The sequence below is a fragment of the Staphylococcus sp. TCBT05 genome, assembly GCF_055179755.1.
Map to the genome: position 1 here is coordinate 1150092 of NZ_JBUQDQ010000038.1, position 15722 is coordinate 1165813.

General features: G+C 32.4%; 17 protein-coding genes. 3 read left to right on the forward strand and 14 right to left on the reverse strand.

From position 1 onward, the window contains the following. Window positions 1–166 precede the first annotated feature (166 nt). The 4 genes from ACY191_RS12595 to ACY191_RS12610 all read right to left on the reverse strand — a co-directional run bounded on the left by ACY191_RS12595 (window position 167) and on the right by ACY191_RS12610 (window position 2183). On the reverse strand, window positions 167–709 hold the full coding sequence (locus ACY191_RS12595; protein ID WP_042738152.1) for a GNAT family N-acetyltransferase: 543 nt from the start codon (window positions 707–709) through the stop codon (window positions 167–169). Window positions 710–802: 93 nt separating this feature from the next. Further along, window positions 803–1099 carry a hypothetical protein gene (locus ACY191_RS12600; protein WP_042738151.1) on the reverse strand — a complete coding sequence of 99 codons (297 nt, stop codon included), beginning with the start codon at window positions 1097–1099 and terminating at the stop codon, window positions 803–805. A 361-nt stretch (window positions 1100–1460) separates the two neighbouring features. Continuing rightward, a complete protein-coding gene (locus ACY191_RS12605; RefSeq protein WP_052495406.1) occupies window positions 1461–1673 on the reverse strand; it encodes an SA0632 family lipoprotein in 213 nt (70 codons plus the stop codon). A 39-nt stretch (window positions 1674–1712) separates the two neighbouring features. Further along, entirely contained in the window at window positions 1713–2183 is a 471-nt protein-coding gene (locus ACY191_RS12610) for a GNAT family N-acetyltransferase (RefSeq protein WP_229366979.1), read from the reverse strand. 96 nt (window positions 2184–2279) lie between these two features. Between ACY191_RS12610 and ACY191_RS12615 the strand changes: the two genes are divergently transcribed. Beyond that, window positions 2280–2963, forward strand: coding sequence for a DUF1129 family protein (locus ACY191_RS12615; RefSeq protein ID WP_463270054.1), 684 nt, complete (start codon window positions 2280–2282; stop codon window positions 2961–2963). Window positions 2964–3757: 794 nt separating this feature from the next. Here ACY191_RS12615 and ACY191_RS12620 read toward each other — a convergent pair. From ACY191_RS12620 to ACY191_RS12640, 5 genes are all read right to left on the reverse strand, one after another. Then, the gene (locus ACY191_RS12620) at window positions 3758–4927 is read right to left on the reverse strand and encodes an MFS transporter (protein WP_042738148.1); all 1170 of its coding nucleotides are present in this window, start codon (window positions 4925–4927) and stop codon (window positions 3758–3760) included. A 269-nt stretch (window positions 4928–5196) separates the two neighbouring features. Further along, entirely contained in the window at window positions 5197–5685 is a 489-nt protein-coding gene (locus ACY191_RS12625) for a DUF456 domain-containing protein (RefSeq protein ID WP_042738147.1), read from the reverse strand. Window position 5686: 1 nt separating this feature from the next. Further along, on the reverse strand, window positions 5687–6898 hold the full coding sequence (locus ACY191_RS12630; RefSeq protein WP_107527407.1) for a sugar efflux transporter: 1212 nt from the start codon (window positions 6896–6898) through the stop codon (window positions 5687–5689). A gap of 93 nt (window positions 6899–6991) precedes the next feature. After that, the gene (locus ACY191_RS12635) at window positions 6992–7849 is read right to left on the reverse strand and encodes a LysR family transcriptional regulator (protein ID WP_042738146.1); all 858 of its coding nucleotides are present in this window, start codon (window positions 7847–7849) and stop codon (window positions 6992–6994) included. 278 nt (window positions 7850–8127) lie between these two features. Then, window positions 8128–8811: a ribonuclease FAU-1 family protein gene (locus ACY191_RS12640; protein ID WP_229366978.1), complete on the reverse strand. Its 684-nt coding sequence runs from the start codon at window positions 8809–8811 to the stop codon at window positions 8128–8130. Window positions 8812–9022: 211 nt separating this feature from the next. Here ACY191_RS12640 and ACY191_RS12645 point away from each other — a divergent pair, with 211 nt between their 5' ends. Then, window positions 9023–10135: a 5-methyltetrahydropteroyltriglutamate--homocysteine S-methyltransferase gene (locus ACY191_RS12645; RefSeq protein ID WP_042738145.1), complete on the forward strand. Its 1113-nt coding sequence runs from the start codon at window positions 9023–9025 to the stop codon at window positions 10133–10135. A 59-nt stretch (window positions 10136–10194) separates the two neighbouring features. Here ACY191_RS12645 and ACY191_RS12650 read toward each other — a convergent pair whose 3' ends face one another. From ACY191_RS12650 to ACY191_RS12660, 3 genes are all read right to left on the reverse strand, one after another. After that, window positions 10195–10698, reverse strand: a complete 504-nt coding sequence (locus tag ACY191_RS12650; protein WP_042738144.1) for a cupin domain-containing protein — start codon at window positions 10696–10698, stop codon at window positions 10195–10197. 1 nt (window position 10699) lies between these two features. Continuing rightward, window positions 10700–11416, reverse strand: a complete 717-nt coding sequence (locus ACY191_RS12655) for a YebC/PmpR family DNA-binding transcriptional regulator (RefSeq protein ID WP_042738143.1) — start codon at window positions 11414–11416, stop codon at window positions 10700–10702. 187 nt (window positions 11417–11603) lie between these two features. Continuing rightward, the gene (locus tag ACY191_RS12660; protein ID WP_042738142.1) at window positions 11604–12263 is read right to left on the reverse strand and encodes a Bax inhibitor-1/YccA family protein; all 660 of its coding nucleotides are present in this window, start codon (window positions 12261–12263) and stop codon (window positions 11604–11606) included. 488 nt (window positions 12264–12751) lie between these two features. Here ACY191_RS12660 and ACY191_RS12665 point away from each other — a divergent pair, with 488 nt between their 5' ends. Continuing rightward, window positions 12752–13567 (forward strand): LysM peptidoglycan-binding domain-containing protein, encoded by an 816-nt coding sequence (locus tag ACY191_RS12665; RefSeq protein WP_042738141.1) that lies wholly within the window; start codon window positions 12752–12754, stop codon window positions 13565–13567. A 444-nt stretch (window positions 13568–14011) separates the two neighbouring features. Here ACY191_RS12665 and ACY191_RS12670 read toward each other — a convergent pair whose 3' ends face one another. Together ACY191_RS12670 and ACY191_RS12675 are read right to left on the reverse strand one after the other, a co-directional pair. Then, on the reverse strand, window positions 14012–15019 hold the full coding sequence (locus ACY191_RS12670; protein WP_042738140.1) for an inorganic phosphate transporter: 1008 nt from the start codon (window positions 15017–15019) through the stop codon (window positions 14012–14014). A gap of 14 nt (window positions 15020–15033) precedes the next feature. Further along, window positions 15034–15651: a DUF47 domain-containing protein gene (locus ACY191_RS12675; protein WP_042738139.1), complete on the reverse strand. Its 618-nt coding sequence runs from the start codon at window positions 15649–15651 to the stop codon at window positions 15034–15036. Window positions 15652–15722 lie beyond the last annotated feature (71 nt).

Sequence of the window (15722 nt, forward strand, 5' to 3'; positions counted from 1 at the left end):
TTAAACTAAACATATCTCAGCCTGTTGCATTATTTATTCATTAATAACTTATTAAAAACATTTGATTTAAAATTATTTCCACTGTATTGATACTTCTTTAAAGTATATGTGTATATATTATTGTTGCGCCCATAGTCGAATCTCCCAACGACAATAATATATAAAATTAAGTAAGCTTAATATGATATCGTACACACGATTTCAATTCATGATAAGGGCTCAATTCTGGATACTCAAAATGATCATAAAAGGTCATTCCAATCTTTTCCATAACTTTACGTGATGGTATATTATTTTCAGTTGAAAATGCATATACTTCAGATATCCCTTTTTGTTTAGCGTATTGTAATACTGCTTCTGCACCTTCTGTAGCAAATCCATTGCCCCACACTTCAGGTATTAAACGCCAACCAATTTCATAAAATGGCAATTCATCAAATTTATATTTACTATCACTTGTTATGTAATTTACACCAATAAAACCAAGCCAGCCATTTGTCTCCTTTAGTTCCACTGCAAATAGCCCAATACCTTCTTGATTAATTGCTTTATTCATTTTATTCATATCGCTTTTTGAACGTTGGTAACTTAATAAACTTGGAAAATATCTTCGAACTTGCGGATTGGCATTCATTTGTTGAAATAGCAGTAGATCATTTTCCTCCCAGTCACGTAACCTTAAACGTTCAGTTTCAATATAAACTGTCATTTGTTACACCTCGATACTGGTTAATTACTCCCTATACAAAAGTAACGCGTTATGACTAATCATAGCGCGCTACTCACCTAACATCAAAATTCACTAAGCTCTTGAAATATAACTAATTAATTCTACGTGAACCGGTATTTCTTTCAAACGATTACGCTCACTTTTCGGAGCAGTAAATGTTGCATCAATGAAATCATTTTGATGATTCAATTGATAAGTAGCTACGAATGTATCCGTATCTGATTCAAAATTCGGTAAATGTGCGATAACACGTTTGATTTCTCCTGTAGAATCTTTTATTTGTCTACCAGTAATATTTTCTATTTCTCTACCTAATTCAGGTAGCGTTATTGATCGACCTTCTAATAAATTAAAATCTTGTTCATGCATAATAATTACCTCTCTCCTTATATAGGATAATCATTCATTTGTTTTAACCTTAGTTTAAATGTCCCTATAAAACAAATGTAAAACAACATAACTATCCAGTAAGCCAATTCTTTTTTTATATTTTCAATTAATACACATATACTAAACTGCATTTATCATTAATGATACCCATTATAACAAGTAGCAAAACCATATTACAATAATTTCCTAGGAAATAAACGACAAAATAATAGTATATTTAATTAAACCGCATATGCTTGATTTACGAATCATTTATATACTGAGCAGTCATTTCGTTCGATTTTAGAAATTTTCTTAAACAATTACTCTCACTATATTTCTAATATTTTTCTTATGCTTGTTACGTATCTGCGTTAATTTCTTTTTCTAAATCTTTTGACTTGTCTTTTAGTTTATCATGTTGCTTTTGTAATTTTTCTTTTTGTTCTTTTAAAGATTTATTATCTTTTTCAAGCTTTTTAACATCTTTCTCTAATGCTGCTTTCTCATCGCTTTTTCCACATGCAGTCAGCGCCAAAGTAGACGCTAATATTAAAGCTAAACATTTTTTCATTTGGGAGCTCCTTTTTCATACTTTATCACAATTATCTTATCATTTATCCTTGTTGTGTTCATTATTTAACGGTAATTTTTTGGTCATTATTACTTTACTCACTTGGTAACCTTTTTGTTGATTCAACTGTTGCATCATTATATTATGAGCATCAACTGTGCCTTGTATTTCCTCAGCTCCCTGTTCTATCGCCCATTGCTCTATTTCATCTTTCAACTTGGATGCTATACCTTGTTGTCTATACCTCAAAGCGACATATAGAAATTCAATGATGACCTTCTGTTCATGCTTTAAATAGCGTCCCCAAATTACTCCTATTAATGTATCATCTACAATATGTGTAATTAGGACATCCGTTCCGTGGTATAACCCATTTAAGAGCATCTCTTCGCGTAACGCGACCGACAAAGTTGTCTGTTGATAATCTTGATTCTGCCTTTCAAGTTCACTTTCATGAAGCTGTGCTATTTGTGAAATAATATGCTTATCTTCGTATGTTATATATCGCATGTAGCCCCCTATAAAAAAGTTATATTGATTTCTCTTATTATATTCGTCATAATAAGCCTATCATTAATATTTTATAAAAAGGAATGCGAAATTCAAATGAAATCTACTGAAAAATTGATGCGCGAAAATAATGTTAAATCTTTACGCCTAAATAATACGGATAGAGAAATTTTCGAAAATTATATGACATATGTACGTGCTGATTTAAGTGTGAATCCTCATGATTCTGAAAAAATGTTGAATCGCATTTTAAATCAACTTTTTAAAGCTGAAAGTAATGGCACTTTAGCTATGGATTTCTTTGACCATGATCCAAAAGCACATGCCAAAAAAGAGTTAAAAAAATTGCCTAATGAAACACTGTACAATATTTTTAAATACATCGTTCAACATCTATTATTATTTTTTGGTATCTTTTGTTTTTTAAAGGGCTTTATAGGTTTCTTCATTGGCGCGAATCGTCTATATTTATATACATTCCCAATCATGATACTCATTGGCATTTTCATCATCTTTTTGTTTATTTGGATGGCTTTTAAAACAGTACAGATGCAGTGCTTTACAAAATCACATTGGACTTGGATAATTACATATATAGTAATATTGCTCCTATTATCAGCAATATTTTATGTATTTTTTATTCCACAATCTAGCTTAGATTTTGGACCCTATATCTTTGTTGGTAATTGGACATTTATCATTATCTCATTCATCGTGTTACCCATTGCCTTGTATATAGATCACAAATTCATTAAAAAGGAAACAACTACTTCCTTATAAAACACATTTTTATAAAATAACGAGTCTGAAACATAAAGTTTTGGATCTGTATAAACAGGCAATTTCTATTGAAATAATATAGAAATTGCCTATTTCAATATTATTTGGAGTGATATGTTTTACAACTATGCTAACATTTGAATTCATCAAATTTATTTCCAGGCCTTATTTCAACGATTTCATTAACTTAACGCGATATAACATTTGATCACATACGTACTGAAGTTACCTTTGGTAGTCTAGCTGAGTCATGTTACAGTCTTTATACTTAAAATATTTCAGTATTTTATTTTATAAGTGGTTATTAAATGAGAGGATCTTAACTTTTTCTTTCAATAGTATACTAATCTGACTTTACACATAGACACATTGTATATAGGTGAGACTCCAAAGAAGCAATGACAGTTGAAGACCAAAAACGAGAAGGCAAATAGGAAAGCGAGACAACAAATAATAAATGAAGTACTGTGTGTTTTATGATTTAAACATAAACAAAAGATATTTAATTAACGTACCTTAAAGTATTTCAATGTAAAATCATAATTCTTTAAACGTATTTTGGCGAGACTCCTGTGGGAACAGGACAAGCTGAAGACTACAGGCTGAAGCTGTCCCCTAGGAAAGCGAGACAACAATACGTAATATTTAAATATTAAAAAAGCACACAGATAAATTGATAATTTATCTGTGTGCTTTATTGTATGTCCTTGAGACACTTTATTTTAAACACAAGTAGTAAATTCATTATTTATATGGCATATACTACATCAAACACATGAAACAATAACGTTTAACTATGAATGAGATACTAGTGTATCTTCCTTACGTTCAACAGCTATACTGATAAATAAGAATATTAAACCGATAACAGTTAAAATAGGTGCAATTAAACTTAATGATGCAAGTGGTAAGTTTGTAACCACAACACCACCAATAAAGGCACCTAATGCATTACCTAAATTAAATGCAGATTGATTTAAAGTACTTGCTAAAGTTGGTGCATCTTTAGAAATTAACGTACTCTTAAATTGTAAAGATGGACTCATACTAAAGCCGATTAAACCAAAGAAGAAAATACCTGCTACCATAAGAATACCGCTTGTCTGTACAAAATATAATAAAATGAAATACAAAATAAACACAACAAAGATAATTTTAAGTGCTTTATTTAGATTCCAGTCTGCAAGTTTACCACCTACAATATTACCTAATGTCACACCCACCCCGAAAATGATTAATAAATAAGAAATCAAGTTTTCCGGTACATGTGAAACATCTGTTAACGTCGAAGAAATGTATGTGAAGTAAGCAAAAACGCTACTAAAACCAAACAATGTTACTGCTAACGTTAACCACAAACGCTTTTCTTTTAATATCTTTAATTCTTTGAGTACTGATGATTTCACAGTTTCACGACGCATAGGAACAAATATAATAATTCCTATTAACGCAAGTACACCAATAATTGAAATAATGATAAAGGTCATTTGCCAACCAAAATTTTGTCCTACTAATGTACCGAATGGCACGCCTAAGATATTACTTAAACTCAATCCCATAAACATAAGTGCCATTGCACTTGCACGTTTTTCAGGATTAACCATACTTGCTGCAAGAATAGAACCAATCCCAAAGAAAGAACCATGTGCTAAAGAAGTAATAATTCTACTTGTCATCATTAAGCCATAATTAGGACTTAGTGAAACGGCAATATTTCCCAAAATAAATATTCCCATTAGTACGAGCAGTAGATACTTTCTATTCCATTTGATTGTTAACATTACTAGTATAGGACCACCAATCGCTACACCTAATGCATAGCCGGTAATCAGTTGTCCTGCTTGACTGACTGTTACATCAAAATCACGTGCAATATTTGGTAACAAACCCATAATTACAAATTCTGACATCCCTATCGCAAATGCACCAATCGCAAGCATCCATATAGCTACTGGATATTTCATATGTGGTTCCCTCCGTTTTCAATTTTTTTCAAACATGTTTGTGATTATACTAAAAATTGCTTAGTGAAAACAAGAGGGTTGCTTAAATTTAATTAATTTTTATAAATAATACGCTTTCATTAAATTTTTAATTACACAATTTGACATAACTATATATATTGAATGATTAAAGTTAATAAAAATAAAATAGAGTTAACACATGCAGCACCAATATTATTTGAAATATCGACACTACATTCTGTTAACTCATTCGATTACTCACTAATGATTTAATTAATTAATAAAGCATCAACAAAGAACCAAATTACCATGATAAGCATTACAATTGCTTGCGCAACTGAACTTGCTAAGAAAGCAATAACTGAGCCGAAGCTTGCCTTCAATGCTTGTGAAAGGTTAGGTTCTTGAATTAATTCTACTATTAATACTGCTACAAAAGGAATGATAATAATACCAAATGGAGGAAATACAAAGCACCCAATAATTACACCAACTAGAGCTGCATATTCACTTAACTTTGAACCTCCAAATTTATTAACAAAATATTTATTCATTAAGAAATCTGCCAATAAAATAAATACCGTAAATAATATCATTGAAACATAGAACACCCATGTTAAATGATGATTATGAAAACCAAATTGATAAATTAAAAACCCTATCCATAAAACTAATACTGATGGGATAATCGGTTTAATCAAACCAATAAAAGCCACCACAAATGCTAAAATAATTAGTATCCATAAGATTAGAGACAATCTAGTTCACCGTACTTTCTTCTGTGAATTTTTGATCTTTAGTAAAGAAAATGAGTACCATACCAATAAATATAGACAATGCTGATACAAAGAAAACATTTCCTAAGCCAACCCATTGACTCATAATACCTCCGAGCAAATTACCACACAACTGCCCGATAACCATGGCATTAGCAAAAAGCGTGGAAGCATATCCCGGAAAGTCAGGTAAAATATCTTGGAAGTAGCTAATACCTAATCCCAATAAAATTGCTAAGAAGATTGCTAAGAATACCTGACCAACAAACATCATAACTAAACTATCAAACACACCAATGCTAAAGTAGAATAATCCTCCAAACAAACCACCTAACATCAATAATGTTCTAGTTGCTAACTTTGCCGACAACACACCTAACAACACCATAAATGGTACTTCTAATCCTGCACAAAGGCTGGCAAGTCCACCTACATAGCCTTCTGGTTCCTTTAAATACTTTGTAACAAATAATGGCATGTTGAGTGTATACATCCACTGTCCAATATGTAATAAAATAAAGGCAGCAAATGGCACGAATAAACGTTTATCACGTAACATGTTAGGCGCTTCCGCTTCCACATGTGTAACATCAGAAACACTTTTCTTGGTTTTAATATCTTTAAAGAAAAATACTTGCAATATGAGTGTGAACAAAATAATCGAAATAGTTCCTGCAAATAAGCCTGAATAACCATTCATTTGCAATAATAAAGCTCCAATCAATGGCCCAAATAAAAATCCAAATGAAAACATTGAACGTAATACTGCATTAGCAAACTTTGCTCTATCTCTAGAGGCAGAAGCATTAATAGATTCACGTGCTGATGCATACATTTGTGGCATTGCAGGTGCAAAGCAACCTTGGAATATTGCATAAATAGCGATAAACAACCAGATTTCATGGATGTAGAAATAAATAGAAAAACTTACTGCTCCCATAAATAGCGCACAGACTATAATTAATTTTCTGTTAATATCATGTGTATCTGAAAAACGCGCTACAATCGTATTCATTATAAATTGACTTATCGCAGCTAAAGCCAATAATAAACCATACTGTGACGATGTCATGCCTAATTCATTTGTAGCAAATAAAATGAGGTATGGTACTGTTATTGCAATGCCCATACCTAACAACATCATATTCACCACAAATAATTTATAATTTTTAATATGTAGTAATGCTCCAAACATCGATTTAACCTCAATTCTTTGTAAAATAGGTTTGAATACATCCATCCAATTATATTCACATGAATGCTTGAATTTACATGCCTTATTTTTTATTTATGATTCGACATATTCCATCATTAAATTAATAAATGAATCCACTTGAGGCAATTGCAACATACTTGCATCATAACTCATATAAGTCGATCTAATAAGTGGTTTCTCATCGATGTTAACGCGTTTAAATTCAAACTGCTCTTCGTCTAAATGACGCATCATAATCTCTGGTAAAATCGTTACCCCTACACCGTTGAGTAGCATTTCTTTACATGTTGCGACTTGATCCACTGTTATCATCGCACGATAATCTTGTCCAATTTGGCTACTATACCATTCTTTGATTTGATTAATATAAATCGGATCTGCCTGAAATTCAATAAATGGTAATTTATCAACTTCATCAAAGCGATTTTTTGGATGAATAAAGTAATGTTCATCGTTAAAAAGATGTGTGTTACTTAAATTCATAATTTTGTTACCACGAATAATGATTACATGGTAGTCTCTATGATTCGCCTTTATTTGTTCACTTGATCCTACTTGAACTTGAATTTCTACATTTGGAAATTGTCTTGTATATAAATTTAATACCTCTGGTAACAATGTTTGACCAATTAACGACGAACAACCTATTGAAATTGTCCCATTCACTTCGCCTATATGCGCTTGCATTTTATCGAGGAATAGTCTTTCTCTATTTAACATATCTCTAGCATGTTCTATAATCATAGTTCCTTCAGTTGTCGTAATCAGTTGCTTTTTCGTACGTATAAAGATTTCCACACCAAAAGCATTTTCAATGGTTTTCAAACGTTGTGTTACCGCTGGTTGTGATATATAGAGTATTTCAGCAGCTTTTCGTAGTGTTTTCGTTTCGTCTAAAGTAGTTAACAAGCGATAATCATCAATCTTCATATTATCCCCCTATATGCTCAAAAAAACTGACATTCTATTGTTCATTTAATAATCAATGCATTTATCATTAATTTAACTATATATGCAATGTGTCGATGGTTTAACTTGAGTCTCTGATACTCTTATTTGTTTGTTAACCATAATAATTACTATAACATGATTATACCTATACCGATATAATGATTCATATCCTTTTTGATAGATTCTTAGCTATTGATACAACAGGCATTTAAATGTGATTATCTCTAAATCTATACCGCTATAATGGGTAAATAACTTTAATTCTGCTCTTTTGAGTCAATTTGTTTATTTTGTGTGTTTGAAACATAATTAGGATGTTGCTTATGTTTTGTATGCTTTGGTTTATGCCCATGGTGGTTACGCTCATTCTTTTTATGTTTGGGATGTTTATATGGCTTTTTCGCTTTAGGTTTATGCTTTATCTTATGATAGCAATACATAATCTTATCTTGCATTGTCTTGAAATCTTCATCTATCTTAATCATGAGTTGATGTGCAATAACATATGCTTCATGGTACTGCTTTCTAGTAATTTGCCCTTGATCTAATGCACGTTGCAAATCATCTTCGTCCACCAATTCATACTTACCATTCGGTAACACCAACACATCTAAACATAAATCAATCGTACGAGCATTTCCTTTTTGTGTTACATTTTTTATATTTATATCGAAGTAATACTCTAATGGATTGCCCTTGTCATCTAACATCACTGTGATACTATAACGTTTCTTTTCAGGTAAAATTTGTAGCCACTGATAATTATCATCAGCTACGACGATATTTTGTCCAACGACGCTCACCTCTAATGGTTCACGTACTTTCTTCATCGTTACTAAGCCGATAATCCCTTTGTATTTATTATTATTCACCTTAACTTCTGTATACTCTCTATCAATGATGCGACGCCAGTGACGCTTATCAATATATTTTACTTTCACTGCCATCAACTCCTTGTCATTATTATATATAACTGACTTCTATGTGTCATCTGTTGTTATGCCATTTCAACGTCCAAAATAACTTTGCACAATTTATTTAGTACTATTGTACTATATTTCATAGCCCAAAAGCGAAATTGACATTACTTTTGAATTCTGTTAAATTTTATTTATATTTTTCTGAAAATTCTTAATAAAAGGAGATAGAGACATGGCAATAACACATAGACCTTTCAGAGCGGATCATGTCGGCAGTTTGTTACGCCCTCAACGTTTAAAAGACGCCCGCGCTGATTATCAAAATAACGTCATCGATGCTAATAAATTAAAGCAAATCGAAGATGAAGAAATTGAACATATTATCGAAAAGCAATTAGAAGTAGGTTTACATAGTATCACAGATGGCGAATTTCGCAGAAGTTGGTGGCATTTTGACTTCTTAGAAAATTTAGCAGGTGTTGAAGGTTATACTTCTGAAAAAGGTTTATCTTTCGAAGGTGTAGAAACGCGTAATCATAATGTCAAAGTAGTAGACAAAGTAGCATTCAATGCTGAACATCCTCATTTTGAACATTTTAAATTTTTACATGATAAAGTAAATGGCCGCGCAACAGCAAAAGTTTCCATCCCAAGTCCTAATCAACTCTTCCATCCAAATATTTTAAACGAAGATATATACCCAGATATTGAAGATTTTGCAAAAGATGTATCTAAAGCATATCATGATAGTTTACTTAAATTTTATGAATTGGGTGCTCGTTATATACAATTGGATGATGTTTACTGGGCAAATTTAACATCTGGTACTCAAAAGACACGTGGTAGAGATCGTTCAGAAGAAGAAAAAGAAGTAGCAAGACAATTGGCTTACCGTGTCGTCAATGATGCTGTACAAGATTTACCAGAAGATTTATTAATTACTACTCACATTTGCCGCGGTAATTATAAATCAACATGGGCTATTTCTGGTGGTTATGAACCCGTCGCACCTTATTTATTCAAGGAAAACTTAGGTGGTTTCTTCCTAGAATATGATGACGAACGTTCAGGTGATTTTGAGCCATTAAGATTCTTCCCTAAAGAGCAATCGGCTGCTGTACTTGGATTGTTCACTTCGAAAAAAGGTGACTTAGAAGATAAAGCAACCGTACTAAAACGCATCGAAGAAGCACAGGCTTATATAGATTTAGATCAAATTTGTTTAAGTCCACAATGTGGCTTTGCTTCTACAGAAGAAGGAAATAACTTAACTGAAGAACAACAATGGCAAAAGCTAGCTTATGTAGTAGAAATTGCCAAAGAAGTATTTGGAACAGCTAAATAATAAAAAAGAATGTTATCACACCACGCAATTCGCATGTGATAACATTCTTTTTTTATGTGTTAATATGATTGATTAATCTCAGATTCTGATAATGCATATCTTTTATTAATTTCAGTTAAGTGTGGATAATCCTTATTAAGCCTTTCAACACTCAACATTTCAAAGTGATTAAATTCAAAGGCTGGCTGACACATACAACCTACTAAAGCATAACCTTGTCCACCTTCAATTGACGATGCAAATATCGTTCCTTTCGGTACAACATACTGTAAGACATCACCTTTATCAATGTTATTACCAATAGTGACATATTTATATGTACCGTCTGGCTGAATCATGTGTACAGTCAAAGAATCTCCAGCATGGTAATACCAAATTTCATCTACATCAATGCGATGAAAGTGGGAAATATTATCATGGGTTAACAAGAAATAGATACTCGAATAACTTGCACGAGATGTTGTTTCGTCCCATTCTCCTTTAATTATTTCTTTATAATAACCACCCTCTGGATGTGGTGTTAATTCTAGTTGTTTTACCCAGTTATTCACTATATGTTTCATATTATTTCAAATCCACGTTGTGGAAAACATTTTGTACGTCTTCTAAGTCTTCTAACGCATCAATTAAACCTTCAAACGTAGCTTGATCTTCTGCAGATAATTCAATATCTGTTTGAGGTAACATTTCAAATTCAGCTACTTTAAATTCTTCCACACCAAATGCTTTTAATGCATCTTGTACTTGAGCAAATTGATCAGGTTCTGCATAAACAATTGTCAGACCATCTTCATCAATCACATCTCGTACATCAACATCTTGTTCCATTAATGATTCTAATGTATCGTCGACAGATTTACCTTCAATACCAAACACAGCAGTATGATCAAACATGTAAGCTACTGAACCAGAAACACCCATATTGCCGCCATTTTTACCAAATGCAGAACGTACATCTGATGCTGTTCTATTTACATTATTTGTCAACGCGTCGACAATAATCATTGAACCACTAGGACCGAAACCTTCATATCTCAATTCATCAAAGTTTTCATCGCCAGCGCCCTTTGCTTTCTCAATTGCTCTATCAATAATATGATTAGGTACTGAATATGTTTTAGCTCGTTCTAACGTTAAACGTAACGCTTGGTTAGACTCTGGATTTGGTTCACCAGATTTAGCTGCAACATAGATTTCCTTACCAAATTTCGCATAAATTCGACTTGTATTTTTATCTTTTTGGGCCTTTTTCTCTTTAATGTTATTCCATTTACGTCCCATACTGTCATCTCACTTTCTCGATAAATACTTTAACTACCATGATATATTATACAATATTTTCTATTTATAACATAGATGCACGCATAGTTAATCTATTTACGCCTCGTTACAAACAAACACACACTTAATATTTTATTAATCAAGTGTGTGTTTAGCTTGGCAAAGTTGCCCTATTTAATTATGACATTTAGCGTTTAAATCTATTAGCTAAGTTCAATACATATTTAATAATGTGTAATAAATTGATAAACAAATTAAAGCCCATTTCTCGCGGTGAGAACTGTCCGCGTTTCATACGGTTAAAGTCATACAACGTATATAATAGGAACAATAACAAACCTACTACCGTTATCACTGTGTGAAATATAGGATTGTGTATAAACATACCTATTAAACTAGCAACAATTAATGCAATTAAAGTGACAAATAAATATTTACCCATACTCGCAGCATTGCCGATGAGGAAGTATCCTATCAATCCAAATACAATAAATGCTGCAATTGCAAGAATCACATTTTTATAAAAAACTTCTGGTCCTAAATTTTGTAAATAAGCAGTAAAGGTAGCGTATGATAATAGTCCTACGACAATTGCATATATATGAGAAATGACGATACCATAACGTCTCGCACGGTTAAACAGAACTGTAATCAGTACTAAGACAAGTAACACAATAGATAATGGCCGACGCCATTCTAAAGGTAGATATTGTCCAAAATAACAACCTATGCCAAAAATAATCCAATAATATACAAAGAATAACCATACTTTGCCATATGTTCGGGCTTGTGACTTGTTATTAGATTGGCGGTGTTGCTTCTTTGTGCTATGTGCTGTTTCAGCCATATTGTTCACTCCTCTAATTAACAACTACTCAGTTGCGTGGTTCACTGATGCGTGATATCTCACTGTTTATTCTTGTGATAAAAATATTACTTCACATACATTTTCACTAAAATGAGTCACTACAAACATCAATATAACATCTTTAAACAGCAAACCATATAAAGTATATGAATTTTGACCTTATTTTTTAATAATTAAAATTGCTTTCAGTTAATCCTATTGTTACATATTGATTTATAAATTAATATTACAAATGTGAAAATTAACTATTACATTAAATCAATATTATTAGTTTTAAATACGGCTGTAAGGGTATTCAACGTGCATAGGATTATTTGCCTTAAAATGTTAATAATATTACAACTTTATAACAACGGACACAAAGGTTGTGATTTTTGTTAATATGGAAATTGTATTTAGATTATTACTATAAACTATATGCTCTTATAACTTCGGGACATATATAAGGTATCAGAGGAGGAGTTCTTTTGAAAAAATTAGCATTTGCAGTAACCGCTGCTTCTGGAGCAGCAGCATTTTTAGCTAATCATGACGCTGAAGCATCGACACAACATACAGTACAGTCGGGTGAGTCACTTTGGACTATTTCACAACAATATGGTGTTTCTGTAGAGGAAATTAAGCAAAATAATAATATCAATAACAATATGGTATTTCCGGGACAAGTTATTGAAATTGGTGGAAGTGGATCACAAAGTCAAAGCAGTAACTCTAACACTTCTCAACAATCAGCAGGTGGCAATACACACACAGTACAATCTGGTGAGTCATTAGACATTATTGCAAGTAAATATGGTGTTTCTGTAGAAGACATCATGTCTGCAAACAACTTAAATAGTTATATTATACAACCAAATCAAACATTAACAATTCCTGGAGGAACAGGAGTAGGCGGTTCAGGTGGTACAGCTACGGGATCAACTACAACTTCAAATACAGGTTCAACAGCAAGCGATGCTAACTTATACGACTGGGGACAATGTACTTGGCACGTATTTAATCGCAGAGCTGAAACTGGACAACCTATCAGTACATACTGGTGGAACGCTGATCACTGGGCAAACAATGCCGCAGCTGATGGTTATACAGTAAACAATACACCAAGTGCTGGTTCTATTTTACAAACATATGCAGGTGCTGTAGGACACGTAGCATATGTTGAACGTGTTAACCCTGATGGTAGTATCTTAATTTCAGAAATGAATTATAATACACCTCCAGGTACAGTTGACTATCGTACTATCCCAGCTTCAGAAGTATCAAGCTACAATTACATTCATTAATTGATTAAATAAAGTAACCGATACGCCATTTGGTAATCTCACCAAAGGCATATCGGTTTTTTATTTATTATATGATGCATTATGAATGGATTTAATCTTACATCTAATGAATATAGATATAGCGTATTTCTGACAGTATACGACAATGACCATAGATATCATATGACTATAGTTGCCTTCCCTCATTAAATGTATTGAACCGCTTTAGATTTCATAGTTCTATAGTCATAATTTAAACTACAAAATGCTGCATGTGTTTGTAAGACAACTACTCAGACGAATAATCGTCGAGAACAAGCATTGTCTATATTTATAGGTTGAACGATTAATAACCATTTCCAACATGAATATAATTTCAAAAAAAGAAGCAATCTATGCGATATAAGCACAGATTGCTTCTTTAAGTATAGGCTATTTCATAGTCTTAAACTATCATTCAACCATTTACAAGAAAATATTAATGATATAATAAATAATTGCTGCTACAAGCGCTGAAATTGGTAATGTGATTACCCAAGTGATAATCATACGTTGCGCAGTGTTCCATTTAACACCTTTAATACGGTTTGCTGAACCAACACCAAGAATAGATGATGATACAACATGTGTTGTAGATAATGGGAAATGTAGTGATGATGCTACAAAGATTGTTAGTGCTGATGATAAGTCAGCTGCTGCCCCATTAGCTGGGCGAATTTTCATAATGTTACCACCAACTGTTTTGATGATTTTCCAACCACCAACTGCAGTACCAAGACCCATCGCTGTCGCACAGGCAACTTTTACCCATAATTGTGGCTCAACACTAGTACCTTGCTGAACATTAGCTACGATAAGTGCTAAAGTGATAATACCCATTGATTTTTGCGCATCGTTTGTACCATGTGAAAATGATTGTAATGACGCTGTGAAAATTTGGAAAAATCTAAAGTTTCTATTTGCTTTTGTAAGATTAGCATTTTTAAATACGACTTTAACAATCGAATAAATAATAAACCCTACTGCAAAAGCAATTACAGGTGATAATAGTAATACGATGATTATTTTTGTAAATCCTTGATAATGCAATACGGCAAATGAACCTTGAGATGCAATCGCTGCACCTGCAATAGAACCGATTAATGCATGTGATGATGAACTAGGAATTCCATAATACCAAGTAATCAAGTTCCAAAGAATCGCAGAAATAATCGCCGCTAAAACTACGACAAGTCCATTTTCTAATTTAAATGGATCGACAATATCTTTTGTAATTGTGCCCGCTACTCCAGTAAATGTTAATGCACCAATAAAGTTCATAACAGCTGCTAATAGAATCGCAGTTCTAGGAGTTAATGCACGCGTTGAAACAGCAGTAGCAACAGCATTGGCTGTATCATGGAAACCATTGATAAAGTCAAATGCAAGTGAAAAAATAACGATAGCTACTGTGATAATCATAATGTATTCCATAAAATTAAGACTCCTTAGCTATTTTTCATAATTATAGTTTCAAAATTATTCGCTACTGCCTGACATTTATCAGCAATTTCTTCCATGCTTTCATATATATCTTTTACTTTAATTAATGTGATTGGATCTGTTTCACTATTAAATATGTGTTTAATTGATTGACGTAATATACCATCACAATTTGTTTCAAATTCTTTAATGTTAATAGAGTGTATACGCATATGTGATAATTTCTTATCAACAAGTAAGCCCACTGCTAATTTCATTTCTGCAACAGCCTTCTGTATATTATCTACAAATTCAGCCATATATTCATCTGTGTATTCGATTGAATACATTTCAAACATTGCTGAAGTTTCTTCCATTGCATCTAATACATCATCAATTGCGTTACATAAAGAGAGGATATCCTCACGTTCAATTGGTGTAATAAAAGTTTGGTTTAAATCTGAAATCACTTGGTGCATCAACTCATCACCATGAGATTCGTAGGTTTTAATATTATCTGAATAAGCTTTAAGGTCTAAATGTGTATTAAAATCCATCTTCCCAAATTCAATTGCTGCTCGGTCTAAGTTGAATACCATTTCCTCTAGTTGCACCATGAACTTATCTTTTTTCTTGTTTAACATCCAAAAAATCCTCCATTTACAGCGACTGTCACCAATCACCTTCAATAAATTTAAAAAATTAATAATTACTT